At 47.4% G+C, this 25,058-nt stretch carries 24 protein-coding genes; 12 read left to right on the forward strand and 12 right to left on the reverse strand.

Annotation, left to right across the window (positions count from 1 at the left end):
• The first annotated feature begins 3 nt into the window (after nucleotides 1-3).
• The 3 genes from murF (at nucleotide 4) to J2Y43_RS05270 (ending at nucleotide 2,779) form a co-directional block, all read left to right on the forward strand.
• On the forward strand, nucleotides 4-1,311 hold the full coding sequence (gene murF, locus J2Y43_RS05260; protein WP_309980926.1) for a UDP-N-acetylmuramoyl-tripeptide--D-alanyl-D-alanine ligase: 1,308 nt from the start codon (nucleotides 4-6) through the stop codon (nucleotides 1,309-1,311).
• Nucleotides 1,312-1,527: 216 nt separating this feature from the next.
• The gene (locus J2Y43_RS05265; protein WP_106594439.1) at nucleotides 1,528-2,079 is read left to right on the forward strand and encodes a peroxiredoxin; all 552 of its coding nucleotides are present in this window, start codon (nucleotides 1,528-1,530) and stop codon (nucleotides 2,077-2,079) included.
• A 109-nt stretch (nucleotides 2,080-2,188) separates the two neighbouring features.
• Entirely contained in the window at nucleotides 2,189-2,779 is a 591-nt protein-coding gene (locus J2Y43_RS05270; RefSeq protein ID WP_309980925.1) for a carboxymuconolactone decarboxylase family protein, read from the forward strand.
• Nucleotides 2,780-2,908: 129 nt separating this feature from the next.
• Here the strand turns inward: J2Y43_RS05270 and J2Y43_RS05275 are convergent, their stop codons facing one another.
• The 6 genes from J2Y43_RS05275 to J2Y43_RS05300 all read right to left on the reverse strand — a co-directional run bounded on the left by J2Y43_RS05275 (nucleotide 2,909) and on the right by J2Y43_RS05300 (nucleotide 8,280).
• Nucleotides 2,909-3,733: a hypothetical protein gene (locus J2Y43_RS05275; RefSeq protein WP_309980924.1), complete on the reverse strand. Its 825-nt coding sequence runs from the start codon at nucleotides 3,731-3,733 to the stop codon at nucleotides 2,909-2,911.
• A gap of 25 nt (nucleotides 3,734-3,758) precedes the next feature.
• Nucleotides 3,759-4,082 (reverse strand): hypothetical protein, encoded by a 324-nt coding sequence (locus J2Y43_RS05280; protein WP_309980923.1) that lies wholly within the window; start codon nucleotides 4,080-4,082, stop codon nucleotides 3,759-3,761.
• 9 nt (nucleotides 4,083-4,091) lie between these two features.
• Nucleotides 4,092-4,829: a hypothetical protein gene (locus J2Y43_RS05285; RefSeq protein ID WP_309980922.1), complete on the reverse strand. Its 738-nt coding sequence runs from the start codon at nucleotides 4,827-4,829 to the stop codon at nucleotides 4,092-4,094.
• Nucleotides 4,830-4,836: 7 nt separating this feature from the next.
• On the reverse strand, nucleotides 4,837-6,306 hold the full coding sequence (locus J2Y43_RS05290; RefSeq protein ID WP_309980921.1) for a PKD domain-containing protein: 1,470 nt from the start codon (nucleotides 6,304-6,306) through the stop codon (nucleotides 4,837-4,839).
• Nucleotides 6,307-6,455: 149 nt separating this feature from the next.
• Nucleotides 6,456-7,178, reverse strand: a complete 723-nt coding sequence (locus J2Y43_RS05295; RefSeq protein ID WP_309980920.1) for a response regulator transcription factor — start codon at nucleotides 7,176-7,178, stop codon at nucleotides 6,456-6,458.
• 4 nt (nucleotides 7,179-7,182) lie between these two features.
• Nucleotides 7,183-8,280 (reverse strand): histidine kinase, encoded by a 1,098-nt coding sequence (locus tag J2Y43_RS05300; RefSeq protein ID WP_309980919.1) that lies wholly within the window; start codon nucleotides 8,278-8,280, stop codon nucleotides 7,183-7,185.
• A gap of 301 nt (nucleotides 8,281-8,581) precedes the next feature.
• Between J2Y43_RS05300 and ahcY the strand changes: the two genes are divergently transcribed.
• Nucleotides 8,582-9,898: an adenosylhomocysteinase gene (gene ahcY, locus J2Y43_RS05305; RefSeq protein ID WP_309980918.1), complete on the forward strand. Its 1,317-nt coding sequence runs from the start codon at nucleotides 8,582-8,584 to the stop codon at nucleotides 9,896-9,898.
• 51 nt (nucleotides 9,899-9,949) lie between these two features.
• On the opposite strand, the gene J2Y43_RS05310 is transcribed toward ahcY, so the two are convergent.
• A complete protein-coding gene (locus J2Y43_RS05310; protein WP_309980917.1) occupies nucleotides 9,950-10,822 on the reverse strand; it encodes a mechanosensitive ion channel family protein in 873 nt (290 codons plus the stop codon).
• 246 nt (nucleotides 10,823-11,068) lie between these two features.
• Between J2Y43_RS05310 and J2Y43_RS05315 the strand changes: the two genes are divergently transcribed.
• Nucleotides 11,069-11,896 (forward strand): hypothetical protein, encoded by an 828-nt coding sequence (locus J2Y43_RS05315; protein ID WP_309980916.1) that lies wholly within the window; start codon nucleotides 11,069-11,071, stop codon nucleotides 11,894-11,896.
• A gap of 53 nt (nucleotides 11,897-11,949) precedes the next feature.
• On the opposite strand, the gene J2Y43_RS05320 is transcribed toward J2Y43_RS05315, so the two are convergent.
• Nucleotides 11,950-12,741 carry an SHOCT domain-containing protein gene (locus J2Y43_RS05320; protein ID WP_309980915.1) on the reverse strand — a complete coding sequence of 264 codons (792 nt, stop codon included), beginning with the start codon at nucleotides 12,739-12,741 and terminating at the stop codon, nucleotides 11,950-11,952.
• A gap of 168 nt (nucleotides 12,742-12,909) precedes the next feature.
• Here J2Y43_RS05320 and J2Y43_RS05325 point away from each other — a divergent pair, with 168 nt between their 5' ends.
• From J2Y43_RS05325 to J2Y43_RS05335, 3 genes are all read left to right on the forward strand, one after another.
• Complete coding sequence (locus tag J2Y43_RS05325) at nucleotides 12,910-13,749, forward strand: hypothetical protein (RefSeq protein WP_309980914.1); 840 nt, start codon at nucleotides 12,910-12,912, stop codon at nucleotides 13,747-13,749.
• Nucleotides 13,750-13,861: 112 nt separating this feature from the next.
• The gene (locus J2Y43_RS05330; protein ID WP_309980913.1) at nucleotides 13,862-14,734 is read left to right on the forward strand and encodes a hypothetical protein; all 873 of its coding nucleotides are present in this window, start codon (nucleotides 13,862-13,864) and stop codon (nucleotides 14,732-14,734) included.
• Nucleotides 14,735-14,939: 205 nt separating this feature from the next.
• Nucleotides 14,940-15,794, forward strand: a complete 855-nt coding sequence (locus tag J2Y43_RS05335; RefSeq protein ID WP_309980912.1) for a hypothetical protein — start codon at nucleotides 14,940-14,942, stop codon at nucleotides 15,792-15,794.
• On the opposite strand, the gene J2Y43_RS05340 is transcribed toward J2Y43_RS05335, so the two are convergent.
• Nucleotides 15,795-15,995: a hypothetical protein gene (locus tag J2Y43_RS05340; RefSeq protein ID WP_309980911.1), complete on the reverse strand. Its 201-nt coding sequence runs from the start codon at nucleotides 15,993-15,995 to the stop codon at nucleotides 15,795-15,797.
• 121 nt (nucleotides 15,996-16,116) lie between these two features.
• Between J2Y43_RS05340 and J2Y43_RS05345 the strand changes: the two genes are divergently transcribed.
• Nucleotides 16,117-16,974, forward strand: a complete 858-nt coding sequence (locus tag J2Y43_RS05345; protein ID WP_309980910.1) for an RHS repeat domain-containing protein — start codon at nucleotides 16,117-16,119, stop codon at nucleotides 16,972-16,974.
• 65 nt (nucleotides 16,975-17,039) lie between these two features.
• Here J2Y43_RS05345 and J2Y43_RS05350 read toward each other — a convergent pair whose 3' ends face one another.
• Entirely contained in the window at nucleotides 17,040-17,228 is a 189-nt protein-coding gene (locus J2Y43_RS05350; protein WP_309980909.1) for a hypothetical protein, read from the reverse strand.
• 130 nt (nucleotides 17,229-17,358) lie between these two features.
• Between J2Y43_RS05350 and J2Y43_RS05355 the strand changes: the two genes are divergently transcribed.
• Nucleotides 17,359-18,198, forward strand: a complete 840-nt coding sequence (locus J2Y43_RS05355; RefSeq protein ID WP_309980908.1) for a hypothetical protein — start codon at nucleotides 17,359-17,361, stop codon at nucleotides 18,196-18,198.
• 40 nt (nucleotides 18,199-18,238) lie between these two features.
• Here J2Y43_RS05355 and J2Y43_RS05360 read toward each other — a convergent pair whose 3' ends face one another.
• Both J2Y43_RS05360 and J2Y43_RS05365 read right to left on the reverse strand, forming a co-directional pair.
• Entirely contained in the window at nucleotides 18,239-19,324 is a 1,086-nt protein-coding gene (locus J2Y43_RS05360) for a M48 family metallopeptidase (protein ID WP_309980907.1), read from the reverse strand.
• Nucleotides 19,325-19,341: 17 nt separating this feature from the next.
• The gene (locus tag J2Y43_RS05365; protein WP_309980906.1) at nucleotides 19,342-20,295 is read right to left on the reverse strand and encodes a DUF898 family protein; all 954 of its coding nucleotides are present in this window, start codon (nucleotides 20,293-20,295) and stop codon (nucleotides 19,342-19,344) included.
• A 162-nt stretch (nucleotides 20,296-20,457) separates the two neighbouring features.
• On the opposite strand from J2Y43_RS05365, the gene J2Y43_RS05370 reads away from it, so the two are divergent.
• The gene (locus J2Y43_RS05370; RefSeq protein ID WP_309980905.1) at nucleotides 20,458-20,718 is read left to right on the forward strand and encodes a filamentous hemagglutinin; all 261 of its coding nucleotides are present in this window, start codon (nucleotides 20,458-20,460) and stop codon (nucleotides 20,716-20,718) included.
• Between the two features lie 145 nt (nucleotides 20,719-20,863).
• Entirely contained in the window at nucleotides 20,864-25,039 is a 4,176-nt protein-coding gene (locus tag J2Y43_RS05375) for a carbohydrate-binding protein (protein WP_309980904.1), read from the forward strand.
• Nucleotides 25,040-25,058 lie beyond the last annotated feature (19 nt).

Raw genomic sequence — 25,058 nt, forward strand, 5'->3', positions numbered from 1 at the left:
TTCATGTATACTTCCATAGAAACACTTTACGATATATACCGCAAAGGTGCCAAAGTCTCCACCGACACCCGTCAGATTACCGGGGGCTGCATTTTCTTCGCATTGAAAGGGGACAAATTCGATGGTAACCAGTACGCCGCGGAAGCATTGCAAAAAGGAGCCGCTTATGCCGTGGTAGACGACCCGAACGTGGTTACCAGCGACCGCTTTTTGCTGTTCGAAGACGGCCTTACCGCCTTGCAGGACCTGGCGCGGCATCATCGTAAAACTTTTGAATTCCCGGTCGTCGCATTAACAGGCTCGAATGGCAAAACCACCACCAAGGAACTGATCGCGAAAGTGCTTTCGATGAAGTTTAACACATACGCCACGCGCGGGAACCTGAACAACCACATCGGCGTGCCGCTCACGATCCTGAGCATCGATCCGGCGAAGCATGAAATGGTGGTGGTCGAAATGGGTGCCAACCACCAGCAGGAGATTGCGTTGCTAAGCAGCATTGCGCAGCCGACCCACGGGCTCGTTACCAACATCGGTAAGGCGCATTTGGAAGGCTTCGGAGGCGTTGCGGGCATTATCAAAGGCAAGGGCGAGCTGTTCGACTACCTTTCCAAAAAGAAGGGGACCGTGTTTGTGAACTCCACGCAGGAGGTGATCATGGACATGGTAAGCAAGCGTCGCGCATTTGGTGAGATCGTATTCTATTGCTCCGAAAACAGCCCGGTGAACCCGACGCTGATCGAAGAGAATCCGAACGTCGTTTTCAGCAACCGCGGCAAGACCGTAACCACGCATTTACCCGGAAGGTACAATTTCGACAACATTTGCGCCGCGCTGGCCGTCGGCAAGCATTTCGGAGTGGAGGACGCGGATGCCTATGAGGCCGTAGCGACTTACGAACCTGATAATAACCGATCGCAGATCGTCAAAAAAGGCACGAACACTGTGATTATGGATGCTTATAATGCGAATCCGTCATCGATGGCAGCTGCCGTGGCCAATTTTGGCAGAATGGACGCCCCGCGCAAAATACTGATCCTGGGCGACATGTTCGAGCTCGGCGATGCCGCGCCGGAGGAACATTTGGCATTGGGAAAACAAATTGCCGGTGAGAAGTTCGACGTCGTAATACTTGCAGGAAAACTCATGCAGCACGCGCTGCCCGCGTTGCCGAAAGCCTACTATTTTCCTGATAAATTCTCGCTTCACAACTGGATTATGGATAATCCGCAAGAAAATACATATTTCCTCATCAAAGGCTCGCGGGGTATGTCGCTGGAAACGGTGCTCAGCGTCATGCCCGATAAATAATTTATAATTACAGTTATTATTAGTATAATTATATTGCAAAAATTGATGGCGATATCAATTTTATTTATAACAACTCCGTTCCTATAAATAAAACTAAATTCATTTGTTTAAAACAACTCTTTCCTGGCATAATACCAGGTTAGGGTTTGTCCCATGCACTCACCGTTCGTAGTTTTGTAACACCAAAAAATACAATTTATAAACAAACGAGCAATCATGGCTAATAGACTGTTATCAGTGGGATCGGTTTTCCCGGAATTCAAAAAGACATCCGTAGTATCGCTTGAAAAAGGAAACGAATTCTACGATATTACCTCAGAAGACCACAAAAACGCTGAGAAATGGATGGTAATGTTCTGGTGGCCAAAAGACTTCACTTTTGTGTGCCCTACCGAGATTGCAGAATTCAACAAACACACTGGAGACTTCGCTGACCGCGACACGATCCTGATCGGTGCTTCTACCGACAGCGAATACGTGCACCTGGCATGGCGCAAAAACCACGATGACCTGCGCGACCTGCAATTCCCGATGCTGGCCGATACTTCTAAATCATTGGCAGAAGAGCTGGGTATCCTCGAAGCGAACGAGAAAATCGCTTACCGCGTGACTTACATCGTGGATCCACAAGGTATCATCCGTTGGGTATCTGTAAACGACCTTTCAGTAGGCCGTAACGTACCGGAAGTTTTGCGCGTACTCGATGCGTTGCAAACTGATGAACTTTGCCCTTGCAACTGGCAAAAAGGCGAAGCGACTATCGCATAACTACCCATTGAAAGCAGTTCACAGCGGCCAGTCATTCGAACGCCGGTTCTGTGAACTGCTTTTTTTACCACCCACGGGAAAGCCTTCCCGACCAAAAATTCAAACCAACATGTATCCATTTGCAGCCACAGGGAACACGAAAGAGTCCCTGTATAAAGAGGTCAATTTGCCTGCGGAATTCGAAAGCGTGCTGATCAACAAGCTCGCGGCGCTCGACCACCGTTACCTCAAAGATCTGAAAATCAATGTAGGTAATGTATTGAAATCACAGACATTGAACCGTAAAGAAGCATTGCTGCTCGCATTGTCGGTAGCAGTGAACGAAAAGAACGCGGCGTTGATATCAGCGCTGGAAGAGCTTGCCGCGCAGGAAGGTGCGGACGAGAAAGAAATCGCGGAAGTAACAGCCTGTGTGTCACTAATGAACGCGAACAACGTATTCTACCGTTTCCGCCACTTCATGCACAAGGAATTTTACGATAATGCGCCTGCGGGCATTAAAATGAGCATTATGGTGAACCCGGTGCTCGGCAAAGAATTCTTCGAATTGCTAAGCCTCGTTGTATCGGCGTTGAACGGCTGCGAAATGTGCGTGACTTCGCATGAGCAATCGGTATTGAACCACGGCGGTACTCAGGCGCGTATATTTGACGCAGTTAGGCTCGGAGCTATTTTCAAGAGCTTTTCTGTTTTGATATAAAACAAAACTAGCCAGGTCTTTAAGATCTGGCTAGTCCCAAATTATCCATCCTATTTCTCTATTGTTTCTCTTTTTTTGAATGCGGCGGTTCGCACGTCAGCATGCACGAAGGCCGCGTTAAATCCTGCGTTACTCTACTTTACGCAGTTCTGTTGTAGAAGAGCCGTCCTCTCCTTTCTCGATCGTTTTCACGATACCCACGCCCGGTGCAGTCCAGAGCGTCACCTGAATGGTTTCCGTAGAAATTTCCGGAGCAGTCACCTCTGTTTCAAACTTGGTATAAACATCGTACGAATATTCCCATTTGGTGCAATTGAATTCGCCTGCTGGTGTGGTGATTGATTCTTCGGCCACTGCCTTGCCATTTTTGTTGGTCATGCGGGCTTCCAGTTTACCCAGCACCGAGCCTTCGTCGCCGGCGGGGATTTCCAGCTCCATGAGTATCTTGATCGGGTCGCCCTGGAATGTAAGCGCGCTGTTGACCTTACCATTGTTTTCCAGGAATTGATACTGCGGGAAGCCGGTCACCTCGAATTTTGAAATGTAGGCGATGTCGTTGATCTGGTTTTGAAGCTCTTTGAGCACGACTGGGTATGGCAGCACATTGGTGGTGGTACCACCTTTGGCATATGCCTTGGACAAGTATGTCTTTTGTTCTTCGTTTTCACGAACGAAATTTTCAATCGTATGAACAGTCAGTCCGGCTGAATCTTTGGTACTTGCTACCTTGGTGATAATGTCGCCGGTTTCACCGTCCGAGTCGGTGATCTTGTAGCTGTAAGTCTTGCCTTTCGTAGGGATAAATACTTTCTCGGTTTCGCCGCCGTTTCCGCCGTCGGGCTTTGGATCGTCGTCGTCCTTACAAGCAGCAAACGACATGGCCAGAACGGCCAGGGCCAATGCAGATTTAGCCAATCGGCTGATGGCCAGCGAGGGTGCAATTTGAATTTTCATGGCAAATTTCAGATTAATTTAGATTTCAATTCATTTCATAAAGCTTGATGGCCGACTGGCCCGTCGTGTCTTTTTCGAGCTCCTTGCGAAGCTTTTCATTCAGGCGTTTTCGAACCGAAAGCTTCCGGACGTCGAGCACCTCCGGCTCCGTCGTTTCCGACACGAGGTGGGTGCTATTGGCGTAATACCTGACTACCGTCGATTTTTTATCCGGCCCGGTTTCCGCCACCCAGAAGCCCTTTTCAGGAAATGGCTGCCGGGCAGATCGCGTGCCTTTGCTCTCGGCCTGGTACTGAACACCCGCAGCCACCAGGAGGCCCGCCAACATATATTGCGTGATGCTATTCATGGCAACATCTCATTTCAACTGAAAAAAATGGCTGATCACCGCCCGTCCCGAGCTCATGAATTTCGGCTCCTGCCAGTGCGCCTTCACGAGGTTGCGTATCACGACCATGTGCGCACACAGGAGGATCGGCACTACTACGCCGGGCAAAAGCACAAATGGAAACTGCAATATCAGCACATTGGGCTGGTCGAGACCGATGGTTTGAAACACGAACGGTGCAGACAATACGGCACGAAATATTTCATTGAGCAGCAATCCCAGGCACAGGAAATTCCAGAGCACCATCAGCCGCCATTTCATTCCGCTGCGCATCACACCGATGTAGTAAATGCAAGGCGTCGAAAGTCCGGCCAGGATATCGGGGTTACCGCCGCTGAAAGTCATTTCATGCGGCACCATTTTGTCGATGAAAGCCCAGTACAATACCACCTCCACGGGCGCCCTCACGACGTGGATCATCGTGAGCAAGTCTACATTCATCCGGTCGACAAGCACTTTCCCGGGCCCACTCAGAAAGAGCCAGGCCATCAGGACAGCGGGCGGGACCACCAGTAATAGCAGCCTTGGAAAAATGGTATCGGTCACTTTGAAATATCCCGCCAGGGCGGTCCCGCATTGTATCGCTATCCAGAGGGCGACCAGTGCGGCGAAGAGCCGGGAGCCTCTCACAGCCTGGTGGAAGGTAAATACCACCAGGAGTGTGACCAGGCCGAATATGATACTGGTACAATACGTGGAACTGTCCATTACGACCCTACTCTTTCAGCAGCTTCGCTTGTGCGTTGTCTCTGAAAGTGTTGACAGTCTCGACGTCGCCGTTGATGGTCCCCTGATAGTTGACGAAGATTCCATAACCACCACTGTTGGAAATCACCGACTTGCGGATCGCCATACGCGACTGCCCACCGTAGATCGCGATATTGGCCTTCTTGCCCGACACGATAGCAATGTTACCGCCACCGGATACTTCCGCATTTTCGATCACGTTCTTGTCGCTGGTCGAGAAGCAGAGCAGACCTTTCCAATAAGCGGCTGAGTTTTCAGCACCGCGGATGATGATCTTGTTCGTTTCGGTACCTACTGCATTAAAGTAGCCGTCTTCGATGGTAATGTAGCCCGCGCGGCCTACTTCGATAATCACACCCGGAAGCAATTTCCAGTTAGCGTCGGAAGCAATGTTTTCAAGAATGCGGTAAGGCGTTTTGTCTTTGAAACCTTTCCATACCACTTCGGTAGTAGCATTTTTAGGCAGGGATGATCCGAAGATTTCGACTACATTGCGGCCGTTACCATTCGTGAATTTAGAATCCGTATCCAGGTTCTTTACGTTTTCGGCGCCCATGAGGATACCCGCTTCGGTATTATCCTTGAAGTTGTTCTTTTCAAATGACGCGAGGATCACTGAATATTCGAGGTAAAGACCATAACCTGCATTCTGCTCGAAAAGGCAGTTTTTGATATTCACTTCTGCACGGCCGGCCCCGAGAACCGCCATACCGGCTTTGATGGTCGCATAAAGCGGCTTGCTGCCCGCGTGCATTACCTGTACGTTTTCGAGCGTGTTCGCACTGCTCGACGAGCGGAATACAATCCCCGACCAGAAACCTTTGGTCGTTTCCTTACCAATGAAGCGGATCGGTTTCGCTGAATCACCTTTTGCGAGCAACACACCGCCGCCGTCGTTGATCTCAATGCGGGTATCCCGTGCGAATGCGATCACCACACCCGGTTTGATTTCCAGCTCCGCATTCACCGACACGTTCGCATTCACGATGTAATCCGGAATGGCAGGGTTGTTGATACGGTCCGTCAGCGTCAGTTTGGTGCGGATGTTGGCGTCGATCACGATCGGTTCGATCACCGTAGCGGTGATCACGACTTTGTCCTTGCTCTGGCCATTCGCATTGCTGATGGTCAGTTCCACTTCGTACTCACCGGGAAGATCGGCAGTGAAAGTAGGCTTGGCAGTGGTAGCCGAAGCGAGGTTGGCGGCACTACCCGCCGGCTTTTTGCTGAACGCCCAGCTGAATTCGAAAGGCTTGTTCTCGCTGTCGGTAGAGGCGCTACCGTCGAGGTTTACAACAGAGCCTGCGTTTACATTCTGGTCCGCGCCTGCTTTGGCGGTCAATGTGTTGGATGGTGTTGGATCTTCGTCCTCCTTGCAGCTACCCAGCAACAGGGCAAAGGACAAGGCTGCCCAAAGAATTCTTCTTGCTTTTAACATGGCTAATAATCCAAATGATTTAAATGAATTTCACTTCCATTTTTCAATGGCGGTGCAATTTTAAACCGATTTGGCGAGCCTGGGAAGCCCTGGAAAGCGAGTGTCGATCAACAGCGGGTTTTGTCGACAAACGCCATTTGCAGCGCCATTTAAAAGGTCAGCTTGAAGCGGCGCTGGCAGTCGTTGCGGAAGTTGCGGCCAATCGGCAGCTCCTTCCCGGCGATTTCGAGCTTGTGTGAATGGTAGCTTTCCACCTTATCCACCGATACAATGAACGACCGGTGAATGCGGATGAAACCGTCTTCGGGCAGGAGTTCTTCCAAAAGGCTGATTTTCTGTTTTGAAATGAGGGCCTTGTCTTTCAAAACTACTTTAATATAGTCGCGCAGACTCTCGATCCAATAAATGTCGTTGACGTTCACCTTCACCATTTTGCGGTCTACTTTTAAATACAAAAACACATCCTGGCTTGCCGACGCAGCCTTTTGCGCCACAGAAACGGATTGATTGGAAATGTTCAAACCCGTAAACACCTTGTCCATCGCCCGCAGGAAACGCTCGAACGGAATAGGTTTCAGCAGATAGTCAACCGCATTGAGATCGAAGCCCTCGACGGCGTAATCCTGATACGCCGTGGTAAAAACGACTTTCGGCGGGTTTTTAAGGCTTCTGAGCAGATCGGTCCCTTTCAGTCCGGGCATTTTCACATCCAGGAACATCAGGTCGATCTTCTGCTGCTGCAACACCTGGAATGCCTGGATCGCGTCCTGGCAACGTGCCGCGACTTCTATTTCCGCAAAATTGGCGAGATAGTTGTCCAGTACTTCGATCGCGTGGGGTTCATCGTCCACCAGAATGGCTTTCAGCTTCATAATATCAGATTTCCAGTCGTTTGTCAAGGTCAATTTCCAGGATCACGGCGAATACGTCCTCTTCGTCCATGATTTTGAGGTTATGGGCCGAAGGATAGAGGATTTCGAGCCGCTTGCGCACGTTCGCGAGGCCTATACTCACGTGATGCGGGCGGTCGTCGTGCACGGCAGTTTCTGGTTTGCTGTTCGATATCTTGAATTTCAATGCATTGTTCTTCACCCGCAAATCCATATTAATCCACGCCTGGCCGATCTGCTCGCTCGCGCCGTGCTTGAATGCATTCTCGACCAGCGGCAATATCAGCAGCGGCGCAATGCGGTATTCCGGCGACATTCCGTTGATGCTGAAATGGATATCCAACCGCTCCTCGTACCGTATTTTTTCCAGTTCAATATAACTTTTAAGAATACTAATGTCCCTTTCGAGCTGTACAATTTCCGTATTGGCCTCGTAAAGCATGTACCGCAATATCTCTGCCAGCCCCATTACAACACCAGGCGATTGCGGCGATTGTTTCAGGGTCAACGCATAGAGGTTATTGAGTGTATTAAACAAAAAATGCGGGTGCAGCTGGCCTTTCAAAAAATTCAGCTCGGCCTCCATCGCCGCCTGCCGCCTGTCGAACCACATTTTGAAAAACTTCACCGACAATGCGATCCAGACGAAGATATTGGTCTGCTCAAATGCGCTGATCAGATAAGTCGGTTTGGCAAGCTGTTGCCGGAACGTCCCTTCGAGCTTTCGCCAGACAAACGTCGGGTCGTTCTTTTTGACCGCGTTGTAAATGATCGGGTCGGCAACGAGTATTTCCATCAACCTGAAAGCCAGCGTGGAACTGATGACAATCAGCAAAAAGAACAGTACGAACTGCACATATTTCTTACGGTCGAAATACCGCGGGATGATCACGTAGGCGATCAGATAGAAATAACCGATGTGGATAGGCATAAACAAACCCACAATGCCGATTGTGAGCCAATAATCGGGCATGCCTGCACCGTAAATGATCGTCAGGATCGTCAGCACGGCGAGCCAGAACAGGATATGCAGGAAAACTCTTTGATGTTTACTTTTATTCAGGACCGGGAAAACAGGGCGCATAGGAACAAAGATAACGATTTAGGAGGCCAATACAGGGTTAGAAAAGCATTGTCGACCAATGTCATACTATTGTCGACAAACAGCACCTAAACGGGTAATTATTTGGTGTACAGACAAAATATCTTCCTTAACCGGTGAATCACAGGCCCCTCACTTCATAATGCAGCGATATGCGGGCTTTGAAAGATAAAATATCCAAATTAGGGCCTTAAATCAGAATTTGTATCTGCATTTATTCCCTACGGTGGTTTTTCTACTTAGTTTTGTGGTAAAATCAAGATATTAACTAAACTGTAAAATAATGGCAACGTCAACCGAAACGTACATTCCGTACAAGGTAAAAGACATCTCGCTGGCCGAATGGGGCCGTAAAGAAATCACATTGGCAGAAGCTGAAATGCCTGGTTTGATGGCGATCCGTGCCGAATACGGTCCGTCACAGCCTTTGGCAGGTGCGCGTATCGCAGGTTGCTTGCACATGACGATCCAGACTGCGGTTTTGATCGAAACCCTTACAGCGTTGGGTGCGGAAGTTACCTGGTCATCATGTAACATCTTCTCTACCCAAGACCACGCAGCAGCAGCTATCGCAGCAGCGGGTATCCCTGTTTACGCATGGAAAGGAATGAACGAAGAGGAGTTCAACTGGTGTATCGAGCAGACTTTGTTCTTCGGCGAAGAGCGTAAGCCGCTTAACATGATCCTCGACGACGGTGGTGACCTCACCAACATGGTATTCGACGAATATCCTGAGCTGATCGACGGTATCAAAGGTCTTTCGGAAGAAACTACAACCGGTGTTCACCGTTTGTACGAGCGCTACAAAAACGGAACGCTCCACCTGCCTTCCATTAACGTAAACGACTCAGTTACAAAGTCTAAATTCGATAACAAATACGGCTGCCGCGAGTCATTGGTTGACTCTATCCGCCGCGCAACCGACTTGATGCTGGCTGGTAAAGTAGCAGTAGTAGCAGGTTACGGCGACGTGGGTAAAGGTTCTGCCGAATCACTTCGTGGTGCTGGCTGCCGCGTACTGGTTACCGAAATCGACCCTATCTGCGCATTGCAGGCTGCTATGGACGGTTTCGAAGTAGTAACCATGGACGAAGCTGCCGACCGCGCTAACATCTTCGTTACGGCAACCGGTAACTACAAAATCATCACCGACCGTCACTTCCTTAAAATGCGTGACAAAGCGGTAGTTTGTAACATCGGCCACTTCGATAACGAAATCGACATGGCTTGGTTGAACAAATCTTACGGCCACACCAAATCGCAGATCAAACCACAGGTTGATATCTACAATGTGGAAGGCAAAGACATCATCGTGTTGGCAGAAGGCCGTCTGGTGAACCTGGGTTGCGCAATGGGTCACCCTTCATTCGTAATGTCATGCTCATTCTCTAACCAGACTTTGGCGCAGATCGAGCTTTGGACTAACACCGCTGCTTACGAGAAGAAAGTATACGTTCTTCCAAAGGCATTGGACGAGAAAGTTGCTGCATTGCACCTCGCACACGTAGGCGCGAACCTCGACAAACTGACCGAAGAGCAAGCTGCTTACATCGGCGTAACCGTAGAAGGTCCTTTCAAAGCGGAGACTTACCGTTATTAATAATAGGATTGATATTGAAAAGCCCCCGCTGCGTTCGTGGCGGGGTCTTTTTTATGCTTCCGGCTTCCCTGATGCGGGCGGCAAATCCGCCGGTCTTGCGGGCGTCGGAAACGAGATATTATTCTCATCAAAAACCCGCTTCACCACCTTCATAGCCGCACTTTTCGCCGGCCCCGGGCCGGTCTTGTCCTGACGGATCCAGAATAGTATTTCAAAATCGATGCTCTTTTCGGTGAAACGTGTGAAGTTGAATTCGACTACTTTCAGAGGATCGATGAAGTCCAGCTTCTTAATGACACTTAATGCAAGGCTTTCCACTATTGCGAGATCGTCTTTATAACCAATGCTGCCTTCCATTTTTACACGTCTTTCCCCCGAATGCGTGAAATTGACGATCGGTTTCTGGAAAATGTCCTTGCTCGGCAATTCCACCTGCTGTCCTTCGAAGTTATCCAGTTTCACGGAACGCAATCCAATCGAGAGCACCTTGCCGGTGTAGCCATTTGTTTCAATAACATCCCCTACCTGAATCGGCCGCTGGATAGCGATGAATGCGCCGGAAATGAAGTTGGTAGTAAGGTCCTGGAATGCAAAACCAAGCGCCAAGGCCAGCACGCCCGCGCCTGCAAGCAGCGAGGTAACCGTCTTATCCAGCCCCAAAACACCCAATGCAAAGAAGAAACCCGTGGTGATGATAGTAATGCGGGTAATGGTCGATATTAAGCCCACCAGCGCCACATTCTGCGACGCGTGGCCCAATATACGCTCGATAAACTTCCCGCCCAGCCTCGAAAGAAACCTGAAAACGACCAGGATCAGAATGGCGATGAGCAGGTTGGGCAAAAGACGGTAAGCCTCCACCGTCCAGCGGTCGAGCTTGATGGCAAACGGTTCTACTATTTTAGAAATTTGTGCGAAAATCATGGTGCTATTAATGCGGCCCGTCCATCGAATTAATATGCGACCAGCCTCTTGTAATTAAGGCAAAACTCGCAAATGTTGTGCGGTTTGCAAAAACACATCCCTTGAAATTCCCGGCTCCTATCCACAACGCCTTGACCGAAGGCTCTTCAGACCCCACCACTTGCCCATCGCTTTTCCTGGCATTCCGAAGCCGTCTTAAGTTTGGACCCGTTCAAAATCAATCCATTCACAATCAAAAGTATACTTATGAAACTACTTCGAAACATGGCTATTCTAGCCAACGGATTTATGGTCGCGGGAATACTGGGGGCCTGCCAACCTGAAAACAATACGGTACCCGCACCGCAGACACCGGAGACAACCAGTGATCGCAATGCGAAAACTGCTCAGGCAGTAGGCCTTTTAATCAAGGATGGTCAGGTTGACCTGTCCTATCAAGGATCGGGCGTTTTATGGAAGGAAATTTATGCCACCGCTTACTCTGAGTTCATCTATGCACCGCAACTGATTACGGCTAAGGGATATAAATACGGTATTCCGCCAGCAGAATACAAATATATCCTCGACACGTTCGGACGTTGTGTTCAGTCCGTCACAAACAAAACCTATATATATGAATACAACACCAACGGCCAGCTCTCCAAATGGTACAATAAAGATAAACCGAACGAGCGGCTGGTATTTTCGTATGTAACGGATGCCACCGGTTGGAAAAAATCCCTTGGCATGGTAACATTCTATGATGAGTCCGGCACAAAAACCAAGGTGCTAAAATTCAGCTACGGGGCACCAGAGCAAGTTATCCCGGATAAATATCCCCTAACACCAGATATACTCCCGGACGGTATCAGCAGATATCTGCCGGTATTCGGTACTTTCAACACGTATCTCGTTAAAACCCTGACCGAAGAAAAATATCTTCTAAATGGCCAAAAATTATCCAGCACTCAATATTCGTATAGCTATGCGCTGGATTATGCAGGTAAGGTCAAAAATGTCACTATGAAGAAAGCAAACGGGACAATTGTCTCCTCGACCGACAGAAAATACTCAGTGCCAACCTATAACTTCTAGAAATTACTATTGCACGGCCCGCGATTATGCGGGCCGTATCGTATTCTGGCCTGCTACAATCTTTCGAGCAATTCCTTCTTCTTCGCCTTAAATTCCTCCTCGGTAATCTGCCCTCGCTCAAAAAGTACATTCAATTTCTCAATCGTTGCAAGAATGATGTCTTCGGGACTTTTATCCTGTGATTGAAGGCTGGCACTTTCCGTCACATCATAAATCATCTCAGGCGTTGGCTGCTGCCGGTCCGGGTCAGCGACTTTTTCCAGTGAGTTCACATCGACAACCCCTTCCTGGCTCGTAAACCGGTAGGAGCTCGCAGGATCCTGCTGCTGCGAAACACCGGTGATCTGATGATGCTTGGTGTCATAGATCGTTCGTTTACCACTGTCCTCGATCACCAGCCTGTGCACCGGCGCGAAATAGGCATACCGAAAATTGTTCTGCGAACCGCTCGCCGTCGGGTTACCAAAGATCGCCGGCCAGGAGCTGCTGGGCTCGCTGAAAAACCCGTTTCGTGTATTTTGCTGCTCGCGCGTGCCCTTGGGAGAGTCAGTTAGCGGATCATCGTTGATTTCAAATAAGAGTGTCGAAGTAACCAGCTCCGAAAGCTCGTTACAGAGCTTATCCACAGTACCACGGAGTTCGTTGTTGAACATATCGCCTACCATCGTCATCCCGCCCTTCATCCATTGTCCCTGCCCCCCGAGCTCCGGCAGGTTGAACTGGGCCATCGTACCATTACCACGGATAATCGCTTTCAAAAGCGACTCCACCGTTTCCGGCTGTATGTTATATCGGACAGCGATCGCATTCACTTGCTGCTGCCCGTCTGCGCTTAGTGTTTTCATGGGATTGCGTTTTGAAAAAGCGTCACAAAAACAATGCCATTAGCCCTTCTCAAACCGGCAACACATTCAACACTGCCATTCACGCATCGGATTTCCGGCGACTTCTACAAGGAAATTAAGTTTGAATCGACGTCAGTCAATTTGTCTAATACTTAATCACGAAACGTTATGAAAAGAATTACGTTAAACGGAAATCTGCTGAAAGTGATGACATTAGTCACACTACTGGCCAGTTGTCAAAATGAAGATTTAGTAACACAAAATCCGGAAACTGTTATTACATCCGGCGACTACAATGCTAAAACTATTTTTACACCCCAATTATTAAAAGAGGGGGCAAATGAGTTGGAATATTACGGAGATTACGATGTAAATAGAGGAAAGCTAAAAAAAGTATCAAACACTATTGAAAATGTTTACACAGAATACAAATACAATGGATCGACCATCGTAGCACAACGGAAGAATGTTTTCAACGACGCACTAATTTACCAAGTAACCTATCAACTTGACGGGCTGGGACGCTGTGTTGAAAGTTTAAGCACCGAAACCAATAAATCTCTGAAATATGAGTATGGACAGCTTAACAGGTTGATAAAAGTTTACAATAAGGCAAATCCAAATGAGCGAATGGAATTTGGATACGAACAGAGTACTATTACAGCGCTGAAAAGTGTCAATCTCTTCAATCAGGCCAGTGTAGCTACAAAAGAAGTTAGTTTCAACTATATCGTTCAAGGCGGGAACCCAATGGAGAATAAGTACCCCACCAATCCGGACGTACTCGGCATAACCAGCAAATACCTGCCCATATTCGGAACTTTTCACTCCTATTTACCTACTTACGAATCAACAAAAAATCTACCCTGGAATGGAGAATCATTTCCAGGATACAGTTTTACATACCTTTTCAATGCAAGCGGATATCCTAAGACAATCAATTCAACAAACAGCATGAATGGCATGACCGTTTCCACAAGTCGTACATACACCACTCCTAAGTTATAAGTGAATACCAAATTCATAATTAAATCGCTCTTCTATCAGATTTCCTGCCTCCCACTAATCAACGTTAAATCATAATATGCCAATTAATTCACACATTAAATCACAAAACGTTATGCAAAAATTACACATTACAGGAAATTTGTTAAAAGCATTGATGCTCGGCGCATTGCTGACCGGCTGCCAGAACGACGACATCCTATCGCCGCAAGAAACCGCGGGTGTGACCGTAAATGACCCGAATGCGAAAGTAAATGCAGAGTTAAAGCTCGTCAAGGATGGCACGACGATACTTCAATACGTTAAGCAAGGTCGCTTCACCGGAAAGCTTTCGAAAGTCTCGAGAACTGGCGATTACACGCAATATTCCTACGACGACAGCACAGGAGACCTTTGGATCACCAGCAAGACTTACAACAAAAGCACTAATGCTCTGATACAAGAAATAAAATACAAGATTGTAAATGGGCGCTGTATTACCAGCATCAACCTCAGTAACAATTGGACGTCCCAATTTGTTTACAATGAAGTTGGTCGGCTCAACGAAATCAACCTGTCATCCGGGGCGCTTACACAAAAACAGGTATTTACTTATGATTACATTTCAGCCACAGGTGCAGAACGGCTGAAACAAGTGGTGTTCTCAACTCCAACAGGGGCATACAAGCAGGTTAACTTCATTTATACCTATGGTGTCATCGCGGAGAAGAACGATAAGTATCCTTTGAACAGTGAACATTTGGGACTGGATTCATACTTGCCATATTTTGGTAAATTCAGCGATGTATTAATTCAGCAGGTGCAGATAACACCGCTTCCTTATACCAATCAAGCCAAGCCATATTATCGATATTTTTACAGCATCAATGCGGATGGCTATGCTGTTGGAAGAAATAAAGAATTCTTCCCACTTGGCTATGGATACGAAGCTGGAAAACAAGCATTTTATAGTGGGCTGGATTATTCCACTGCCTGGGGAGGAATTTAATATTGACTTCTTGTAAATATTAAAAAGCAGATAATCTCTCCGATTGTCTGCTTTTTATTTATCAGCTCCATCGCACTAATACAATTTTTGTTGAAGTTCTTTAAATAACCGAGCACAACCGTTCAGACAACGATTTCTTTCCTTTTTTGTAGCTATCGTAAATTTGAATCGAAAATAATCTGTTTAACTATTTAATTTCAAATTTATGAAACAACTTAAAATTGCAGGTATGTCATTAAAATACCTCTTGGCTATCGGGCTACTAACAGCTTGTAATCATGATGAACCAGTTACTCCTACACAAAAGTTAGTTACAGATGTTAGTAACCAAAATGCCAAAATATCGTTACTAACTAGGCTTGTAAAAAATGATCAACAGAATATCCAGTATGTAAAAAGTGGAAAATTTTTGGGAAAAGTATCCCGAGTAAATGAAGCACCATGGAGCGGTTACTATCTCACATATGCATATGATGACAGCAGTCCATCTGGCGACCTGTGGATACACAGAAAAATGTACAAAAGCTCTAACAATGCTTTCATTAAGGAAGAAAGATACAAAGTTGTCAACGGCCTATGTGTACTCAGTGAGGATGACTATGGGTCTATTCATGAATATAAATACACCCCGCAGGGATATCTTGATGAAATAAAATATAATTACCAGGGGAACTTGTTGCAGTCCTGGAAATACACCTACACTTACAGTGGTTCGGGTCAAATTTATCGGCTTAACAAAATTGAACGAAAAAAAAATGGCAAGCCATGGATCAATTACAATTTTACATATAAGCAAATTCAAGATAAATATCCTTTGAACAATCCGCTAAATATTGAAGACGGAAAAGTAGATACCTATCTGCCTTTTTTTGGAAATCATAGTGATCTAATAATCGAATCTATTACCGACGAAAACTTAGAGACAAATAAAAGTGTGCAAACATTTTATACAGGTCATGTATTAAACAGTGATGGGCTTGTCATTTCCCGGGAAAAGGTAAAATACGCCACAGTCAGCATCGAAATATTCAAATACTCCGATAACTGGCAAGGAATCTGATTAGGCAACAACAAAATTCCAACATAAAATCGGGCCGTCAAAAGCGGCCTGATGTTCATTTAATGCGTTTTCAATTGCCTCCCAATCCTTCGCCAACTTCTCATTCTTCCTTACCTTTTCCTGCCTTTTCACCATCTCCTGCACCGCACGCAATCGGTCTTCGGTTAATGGATGGACACTCCGCATTTTCAGGCTTTCCACATCGTGGTTTACACTTTTGATAACCCAGAACTACCCATAAAACAATAGCCTCACTTTCTTCTTTCGCGCATGCTAAATTTGAATCTAAAATAAATTCGTTTAACTATTTAATTTAAAATTTATGAAAAAAATTAAAATTGCCGGTATATCATTAAAATACCTCTTGGCTATCGGACTACTAACAGCTTGTAATCATGATGAACCAGTTATTCCGACACAGAATTCGTCGACGGAGATTAACGACCAAAATGCCAAAATAAATAACGTATTAAAGCTGGTAAAATACGGAGATGACGGCGTTCAGTACGTCAAAAGTGGAAAATTTATGGGTATGGTATCAAGAGTAAGCAATGCTACCACTTACAGGAAATACACTTACAATGACAACAATGGAACTACCAATCTTTTCATCACTTGCGCCTCCTATTCGCAAGCTACAAACGCCAAATCCGGTGAATCTGTATATGAAATAGCCAACGGTCGTTGCATTGCAATCACAGGATCCAATGGCGACACATATCAATACAAATACAATGCATCAGGCCTATTGGATGAAGTTACAATGTTTTACCAAAGCTCATGGGCCAAGTGGAATTACTCTTACATATTCAACGCCGCGACCAATGCATATCGACTTGATAAAATTGTGGCTATCAACAACGCCGGACCGGTTCACGAAGCTAAATTTTCCTATACCGCAATAGCTGATAAGTATCAGTTAAATCCAGAAAATATCAACGCTGACCCACTGCTTCCTTTTTTTGGCAAATTTAGCGACGTACTTATAAAGGATATCGAGATCAAGTCAATATCGGGGACGCAATGGACAAATTTCAGGGAGTACAATTACGTGTTGGACAATGCTGGTTACGTCGCATCCAGGACACAGGTATATCATCCATTTGGCAAGGGAAGCAACGTATCGTTGTCGACTTCTACTATGAATTTTAAGTACTCACAATATTGGCAGGGAATTTAGGCAGATCACTTTAGTGCAGTTTCATAGTTAAGTTCATTAAATTATAGCGGGTCTTCTGAGGCCCGCTATTTGTTTGACACACCTTGTATCGCTTCCCATTTCCGCTCCAACGCCTCATCCTCCCTTACTTTTCCCTGCCGCTTCTCCATCTCCTCCGCCGTCCGCAACCGATCAACCGTCACTGGATGGGTATTCAGCAGTTCCACTTTCACATCGCCATGCACGCTTTTAAGGACGGCAAACAAATAACGCAAATAGAACCCCTGCTTCTCTCCAAATACTTATTAATTCACACCGTTGGAGAATCGAATTTTCAGTCATTTACACTTCCCGCTAAGTTTGAAATAAATTCAACTTTTAATTTAATCTATCAAAACTAAAATTATGGAAGCATTTCAAATTGCAGGAAAAATAACAAAAGGCCTTTTGCTGGCGGCGTTGCTGGCAGGATGCCAAAACGATCAAATAACTACACCTTCTGATGTCACAAGTACTGTAAACAACAATCAAAATGCAAAAATGTCGGCGGAGGTCTTTTTAGTAAAAGATGGCGAGAACTCACTGCAATATTTAAAATTCGGAAAATTTGCAGGCAAACTGTGGAAGGTAATTGACACTTACAGTTACACAGAATACACTTACGACGACAGTTCCGGAGACCTATGGATTACAAGCAAAAAATACGCCAAATCAAATAACAAGCTCGCAAACCATAAAACATACCATATAGTAAACGGGCGGTGTGTGGCAAGCAAGGATTTGACCTCTAAATTTGCTTATGAGTACAAATACAATGTACAAGGATCGCTGATTGAAATTAAGAGGTACTTCGGAGCTCATGTCCTTACACAACAGTTTTCCTACAAGGCAATTCTACCAAACACTCAACGGCTTGATAAGATCACATATATTGGCGAGTCGGGCCCGTTTATGGAATACAAGTTCAGCTATTCTGCATTTCAGGACAAGTACTTTCTGAATCCTTACCATACTCAGCTTGATAAATACCTGCGGATCTTTGGAACATTTAGCGATAAGCTGGTACAGGATGTTATTACGGATTATTTAGACGGAACGGCATCTTCCAGCAACTATATCTACACCCTGAATGCGGACGGATACGTTACAACAAGGACAGACACATATTATCCCAACATATATGAACCTACCTTCGACGTCTTAACCGATTCCCTTAGCTACGTGACCGCCTGGCCGGGTTTGTAAAAAAGCATTTTCAACTCGGGCCGTTCAAAACGGCCCGAGTTCATTTCAATTCATCCTCAATCGCCTCCCATTTCTTCTCCAACACCACATCCTCCCTTACTTTTCCCTGCCGTTTCACCATCTCCTCCGCCGCACGCAGCCGATCAGCAGTTAACGGATGCGTACTCAGCAGTTTCAAACTTTCCACATCGTCATGCGCGCTTTTAAGCACGGTAAACAAATCGACAAAGCCTTTCAAATTCAGTCCGTCGGCTTTGAAAATGACCATGGCTTTTTGGTCGGCTTCGGTTTCGAGCTCGCGAGAGTAGGTGAGATTGGCGAGCATATTGGAATTGTCGGCCAGGACGGTGACGACGCCGTTGATGTCGTTCAGGAGCAGCGAGAGGAACAAATAACCGCCCAGACTTCGGAAAATATTGCGGAGAGAGTGCCGGTAATGCACATGCGAAACCTCGTGGGCAAGCAAGGCGGCGAGCTCTTCCTTCGTATGCATTTTCCGAAGGATGCCGTCGAACACCACAATGCGCCCACCGGGCAATGCAAATGCGTTGGCTTCTTTATCCTTTACGACGGTTATGCGTATAGGGTAATGGGTTTTGAAATCGATAGTTTTTGCAAAGTCGTTGGTGACGGCTGTCAGGCCCTCATCCACGTCGTAGGCGCGGATCATGTTCTCATACATCGTGTCGCCCATTTGCACTTCGGTACTTACAGGAAACCGCGACGCCGCAGCCCCGGCAAGCCAGGGTAGCCCAAACCAATAGCCCAGGCCCATCAGCATCAAGACAGCCAAAGCCACGCCCACGATAGTGGTATTATTCAGCTTGAAAATATCCGTGATTCGCCTTCTGAAAAATACCTTTTCCGGATAACGCTTTTTAAGTGTCTCGGGCAGATTGTCCTCCTTGCATTCAACGGTTTGCTGCGGAAATTCCCCGTAGCGAAAAATGAATAGATTACTGAAATTCTCGTCCGTCACAATACCAGGTATTGCCCATCGCACCGAAGTGAGCTCGCCGGAGGGATCACGGTAATGAATGAGCCAGTGATCGGGCATGAGGGTGAGCGTCGCGTCGTGCGCGATGGACAGCCGGCCGTCGTGGTAACGGACACTAAAATTGTACATGAAGCCAGTAAAGTCGGTTAAACAATCCCAATATCGATCATATCCGCGAGATCTTCACCGGTTGCATCGGTATAATCGGCCTCGGTCTGAATGATTGCATCGACATCCAGCGGTCCATCGATATGGATATTTGAAAATACAAATTGCATGGTGCGCACGGTCGCCCAGGGGGTTGCCAGACCCAAACTGAGAACGACGATCAGCACATTAACGATAAGCAGTTTGAAATACCCTCCGGCAGTGGCCGTCGAGCGGAAAGCCAGCCGCGTTTCGCCCTGGTACATCCGGATATTGTTCACGTAATAATTGAAAAGGTCTTTTACCCACCAAAAACCGTAAATCCCGAAAGTGAGCAGCGTCAGGAAATAGCCTTTTATATTAAGCCAGAAAAAAGCGCCGCCTTCGCCTTCATATGAAAATGTAATGTTTCCGAACCGCAGGTTTTTGAAAATGTATTTCCGAAGTTCAATCACAAGCCATGCACCGTAAATACCAAATGTGACGAGAGTAATGATACTTCCGATAATGAATGTATTCAACAACTCCTTCCTATCGCCCCGGTAACCAAAATGAATGCCCCGCCACGATGACCTTGAAGCTCTGTAACGAAGCGCTCCATGAATAGCGATCGGAATGAGTAGCAGCAAACCAATATATAAAACAGCAAGACCGAGAAACATAATCGTCGGTTTTTGTGTGGCTATTGCACCAAAGAAAATGCCGTACAGCACCAGGAAAATCCCGATCGCTTTGATAAAACCGACAAACATTTCCTTACCTGTTCCATGAAACGTAAAACGGCTTCCTTCGAACTCGGATTCCTCATACATGTATTTCAACAAAGCGGCCCTTGCCCAAGGATAGTAGAGCCCGAACGTCACGATAGTCAAAAGAATATTGACGATGTAAATGCCGAAGAGTTTAGCTCCTTCTCCATGAAAAGTGAGCTGGCGGGTTTCTTGCTGTTCCATTTAGTTAGATTTGAATTTGAAGAAGGTCAAATATAAAAATTTCAACTCGCTATTATATGAATAGCATGTTATCAGGCACAAAAAAGCATAGTGTCATTTACCTTCCGGCACAGTTATTTTAGCAGTTGACTGACGTTCATTTCATCAAAAAAACTGGAAATCATGGATATTTATCAATTGGCAAACGAATATCTGGGCGCTATGGATGGCGGTGGCGATCCCAGCGACCCGCGCGAAACGCCCCCGTTCGATCCCCGGCCGGAAGTACCATCGCCTGATATACCGGAAGAAACCCCGCCTTACGAGAAGGAACCCGAAACGCCGCCGGTAGAGCCGCAGCCCGAGCTGCCGCCCGTGGAACCCGTCGTTCCCGAAGTGGAGCCGCTACCGGGGGAAGAGCCTGGCATACCGGCATTTAAGTAACCGAATTTTACAAACTGTACTATTTTGAAGTTTTTCATAACAAAGCAGTTATCTTTCAAATTGCTGCCACAAAAACTACTACAAAAATTGTAGCCGAAATTAAATTCGTCGTATCTTCACTCAAATTTCTTTGTAGACCCGACGAATGGTTAAAATTTTTACACTCTGTTTTTTACTCATCTCCTTCTCTATTCAGGCACAGTCGAATAAGCTACTCCCCGGAAAGATCGAAGCAGAAGAATTCACGGCAATGAATGCTGTTGGCACTGAAAGCACTTCGGATGCCGACGGAGGCCAGAATGTGGGCTGGATTCAGGATGGAAGCTGGATGGATTATGCCGTCCAGGCACCGTCGGCGGGCTACTACACGTTCAGGTTCCGCATTGCGAACGGATACAGCCCCGAAGCGGCGCTGGTTTTGAAATCGGCAAACGGCACTTCGCTCGGCCGGATCGTGCTGCCGCAAACCGGCGGTATGCAAGGCTGGCAAACGGTTTCGTTCATCGCATTACTTCCACAAGGCAACCAAGTAATTCGCGTTTTTGCCGAAAAAGGCGGCTGGAACTTCAACTGGTTCGAGGTAAGCGCCTCACGTGCCATAGCGGCCGGAAAAATAGAGGCGGAAAGCTTTGATGCCATGTACGAAGTGCGCACGGAAGCTACCGGCGACGAAGGAGGAGGTCAGAACGTGGGCTATATCGACGATAACGACTGGATGGAATACAACATCAGCCTCACTAATGCACGGGATTATGAAATGCAGTTCCGCGTTGCCAATGCTTACGGAAACGGCGTCATCGAGATACAGAATGCGGCAGGTACCGTGCTCGGACAAGTAAATGTGCCTCAAACGGGCGGCTGGCAAAACTGGGCGACCATTACTACCACCGTGCCCCTTCCCGCAGGCAGCCAGGTGATCCGGCTTTATGCACGAAGCGGGGCATTCAATTTCAACTGGTTTGAATTTGTCTCAGCCAGCGCCCGCATCACGGGCACGATCCTCCCTGCAAAGGTCGAAGCAGAAAGTTTTAATGATTCTTACAGCGTACAGCTTCAAAATACCGAGGATACCGACGGCGGCCAGAATGTAGAGTGGATCCAGGACAATAGCTGGATGGAGTATGATGTACACGTTCCGGCGGCGGGTATTTTCACATTCAACTACCGCATTGCAAACGGGTACAGCCCGGAGGCCACGCTTGCCTTGAAAAACAGCGATGGCGCAGAGCTGGGCAGCATTCTGTTACCTCAAACGGGTGGTATGCAGGGCTGGAAGACCGTCAGCATGCTGGCGTCGCTCCCTGCCGGAAACCAGAGGTTAAGAGTTTTCGCCACGAAAGGCGGCTGGAACTTCAACTGGTTCGAAGCCAAAGAATCCCGCGCATTGACAAGCCGGATTGAAGCTGAAACATTCGACGCCGCATCAGACGTGCGTACGGAGGTTACGGGCGATGTAGATGGAGACATCAATGTGAACTACATCGACGATAACGACTGGATGGATTACAATGTGAATGTACCAACGGCCGGCACCTACACGATCAATTTCAGGGTAGCCAACCAATGGGGCAATGGTCATATTCAGTTCAAAAATACAAACGGCACCGTACTCGGTAGCGTGGATGTGCCTCAAACCGGCGGTTGGCAGAACTACACCACCGTCCGCACGACTGTTCAGCTGGAAGCCGGTAGTCAGATTTTCCGCATCTTCGCCAACCGCGGCGCATTCAATTTCAACTGGTTTGAAGTAATCCCCGGATCCGTTCAGGGACAGTCGGTGATTACTTTTGAGGCGATTTCAGACAAAAACCTCACCGATGGTTCATTCAACCTGACCGCCAGCAGCACGAATCCGGAAACGCCCGTGCAGTTCACTTCTTCCAATCCTTCGATTGTGTCCGTTTCCAATGCAACCGGTATCTGGAAAGCAACCATTCATACTGCCGGACAAGTGACTATCACGGCCTCGCAGGCTGGCAATAACAATTATCTGACGGCCGACAACGTAGCCAGGACATTTACCGTTTCCGATAACTCAAATCCCAATAACCCGGCGCTGGGTACCAAAATCCCGATCGACCCGAAACGCTGGTACCAGCTCACCAATGCTGCCAACGGCCTCGACGGGCTGTTCGACGGCAATACGCAGGAGAACGTTCTCACTGGCTGGGGTAAGATAATCAACAACTATGAAGCTTACTATCCGCTGAAAGAAGGGGAGCAGATTACGCTCAATGGGGTCAAATTCTTTGATTTCACCGGTTCTACACAGGATTTCCCACTGGTTCTGTCGGTTATCACGGATCAATGGGAACGCATTCCAGTGGCAACATTCACGGGCGAAATTTACAACGGCTGGGTAGGCCCCTACCCCGATCGCCAGCTATCCGGCGACACGCAGTTTAAACTTGATCAGCCGATGAGCAACATCCGGTACCTGGTCATGACGATGTCCAACACATTACCGACCGAAATCGAGTTCTATGGAAGCTACACGCCGGGAACTGAAACCCCGAAACCGGCACGGACCAAGCACATTACCCTGAATGACATGCTCGGCGTGAACGGATATGAGTGGTATTTCCAGGATGGCGTGCATACCGAGTCGCTGGTAGAAGCGAAAGTTCAGGTAGCCAAGAGCTTTACAGGCCTGCGGCATTACATGGATTGGGAAAAACTGGAATCTTCGGAAGGTGTTTATTCCTACAATCCTACATTAAGCGGAAGCTGGAATTACGACCTGATTTACCAACGTTGCAAACAGGAAGGCATTGAGGTACTGGCTTGCCTTAAAACGCAGCCCGCCTGGATGCGTGAGACCTATCCGGAAGACCAGCGCGACCCCGAAAACGTGCCGGTACGCTACGGCAAGAACTTCGCAGATCCCCTTTCTTACGTCGAACAAGCCAAAGTTGCATTTCAATATGCAGCACGTTACGGAAGCAATACCAATGTAGATCCTTCGCTGTTGAGCGTTTCGACGACTCCGAGATGGACGAATGACCCTGTTAATGAAGTAAAAATCGGGTTGGGATACATCAAATACATCGAATGCGACAATGAGCGCGATAAATGGTGGAAAGGCCGCAAAGGTTACCAGACAGCCCGTGAATACGCTGCTAATATGTCGGCATTCTACGATGGCCACAAGAACACGATGGGTGCCGGCGTAGGTGTTAAAAACGCCGATCCCAACATGAAAGTGGTCATCGCCGGACTCGTTACCGGCCCTGATTTTGTAAAAGGAATGGTAGACTGGTGCAAAGAATTCCGCGGATATAATGCCGACGGCACCGTGAATCTCTGCTGGGATGTGGTGAATTTCCACCTCTATACCGACAACGCATCGTCGAGCCAGAGCGGCACATCCACCCGCGGCGCGGCACCAGAGGTGACCAATGCCAAACAGATCCTCGAAAATTTTGTAAAAGTAACCCGCGAACTATCGAACGACCTTCCGATATGGAACACAGAGGCAGGCTACGACGTACATCAGGACAGCCCGCTAAAAGCCATCCCTATCGGCAACAAATCCGCATTGCAAACACAGGCCGACTGGATTTTGCGTACCTCGCTGTTCACAGCCCGCAATGGGGTTGAAAAACTGTTTTTCTATCAAATGTATGACGACAACGGCAGCGGCGGAATGTTCGCATCCGCGGGGTTTGTTAACAATGACCAAACCCGCAGGCCATCTGCCGATTACTTCCTGCAAACGCAGAAACTATTCGGCCAATACGAATACAAGGAAACGCTCCACAACGACCCGATCGTTGACCGATACGAACTGAATGGCAAATCGCTCTTCATTCTGACCGTACCTGATGAAGTAGGAAGAACAGCGGAATATACCGTCAATCTGAACCAGTCGGGCGTTGCGCGTATTTACACGCCGACCGCCGGTGCAGACAATATGGCGATGACCGAGCTCCCGATCGTGGATGGCAAAGTAACGGTTACAGCAGGAGAAACGCCGATTTTCGTAATGGCAGCCGATGGCCAGAATGCGAGGCAGGCCGCCGTAGAAATGGCAGTGCCGGAGACAAAGGAAGAAGTATCACTGCATGCCGAAGCAAAAGTTTACCCCAACCCTAGTTCGGACTTTGTCAGCATTGACCTCGCCAACGAGAAAAACGGTCAAATTGAGATCCGCATTTTCGATGCGAAATCGGGAACGCTTTACAAGCATATGCAAGTGAATAAAATAGCAAACCGATTCTCGCACCAACTCAACATTACGCAGCTGCCTGCCAGCATTTATATTGTCGAAATCAAGCAAGGTAATGACCGCGCATTCCGCAAGATTGCCAAGGTTAACTGACAACGGACCATATAGCAAA

The organism is Dyadobacter sp. BE31 (assembly GCF_031457695.1).
Taxonomy (GTDB): domain Bacteria; phylum Bacteroidota; class Bacteroidia; order Cytophagales; family Spirosomataceae; genus Dyadobacter.

Bases quoted from the DNA above. Each gene is read 5' to 3' on its own strand.
- murF (WP_309980926.1), top strand. From the start codon at position 4: ATGTATACTTCCATAGAAACACTTTACGATATATACCGCAAAGGTGCC.
- J2Y43_RS05265 (WP_106594439.1), top strand. From the start codon at position 1,528: ATGGCTAATAGACTGTTATCAGTGGGATCGGTTTTCCCGGAATTCAAA.
- J2Y43_RS05270 (WP_309980925.1), top strand. From the start codon at position 2,189: ATGTATCCATTTGCAGCCACAGGGAACACGAAAGAGTCCCTGTATAAA.
- J2Y43_RS05275 (WP_309980924.1), bottom strand. From the start codon at position 3,733: ATGAAAATTCAAATTGCACCCTCGCTGGCCATCAGCCGATTGGCTAAA.
- J2Y43_RS05280 (WP_309980923.1), bottom strand. From the start codon at position 4,082: ATGAATAGCATCACGCAATATATGTTGGCGGGCCTCCTGGTGGCTGCG.
- J2Y43_RS05285 (WP_309980922.1), bottom strand. From the start codon at position 4,829: ATGGACAGTTCCACGTATTGTACCAGTATCATATTCGGCCTGGTCACA.
- J2Y43_RS05290 (WP_309980921.1), bottom strand. From the start codon at position 6,306: ATGTTAAAAGCAAGAAGAATTCTTTGGGCAGCCTTGTCCTTTGCCCTG.
- J2Y43_RS05295 (WP_309980920.1), bottom strand. From the start codon at position 7,178: ATGAAGCTGAAAGCCATTCTGGTGGACGATGAACCCCACGCGATCGAA.
- J2Y43_RS05300 (WP_309980919.1), bottom strand. From the start codon at position 8,280: ATGCGCCCTGTTTTCCCGGTCCTGAATAAAAGTAAACATCAAAGAGTT.
- ahcY (WP_309980918.1), top strand. From the start codon at position 8,582: ATGGCAACGTCAACCGAAACGTACATTCCGTACAAGGTAAAAGACATC.
- J2Y43_RS05310 (WP_309980917.1), bottom strand. From the start codon at position 10,822: ATGATTTTCGCACAAATTTCTAAAATAGTAGAACCGTTTGCCATCAAG.
- J2Y43_RS05315 (WP_309980916.1), top strand. From the start codon at position 11,069: ATGAAACTACTTCGAAACATGGCTATTCTAGCCAACGGATTTATGGTC.
- J2Y43_RS05320 (WP_309980915.1), bottom strand. From the start codon at position 12,741: ATGAAAACACTAAGCGCAGACGGGCAGCAGCAAGTGAATGCGATCGCT.
- J2Y43_RS05325 (WP_309980914.1), top strand. From the start codon at position 12,910: ATGAAAAGAATTACGTTAAACGGAAATCTGCTGAAAGTGATGACATTA.
- J2Y43_RS05330 (WP_309980913.1), top strand. From the start codon at position 13,862: ATGCAAAAATTACACATTACAGGAAATTTGTTAAAAGCATTGATGCTC.
- J2Y43_RS05335 (WP_309980912.1), top strand. From the start codon at position 14,940: ATGAAACAACTTAAAATTGCAGGTATGTCATTAAAATACCTCTTGGCT.
- J2Y43_RS05345 (WP_309980910.1), top strand. From the start codon at position 16,117: ATGAAAAAAATTAAAATTGCCGGTATATCATTAAAATACCTCTTGGCT.
- J2Y43_RS05355 (WP_309980908.1), top strand. From the start codon at position 17,359: ATGGAAGCATTTCAAATTGCAGGAAAAATAACAAAAGGCCTTTTGCTG.
- J2Y43_RS05360 (WP_309980907.1), bottom strand. From the start codon at position 19,324: ATGTACAATTTTAGTGTCCGTTACCACGACGGCCGGCTGTCCATCGCG.
- J2Y43_RS05365 (WP_309980906.1), bottom strand. From the start codon at position 20,295: ATGGAACAGCAAGAAACCCGCCAGCTCACTTTTCATGGAGAAGGAGCT.
- J2Y43_RS05370 (WP_309980905.1), top strand. From the start codon at position 20,458: ATGGATATTTATCAATTGGCAAACGAATATCTGGGCGCTATGGATGGC.
- J2Y43_RS05375 (WP_309980904.1), top strand. From the start codon at position 20,864: ATGGTTAAAATTTTTACACTCTGTTTTTTACTCATCTCCTTCTCTATT.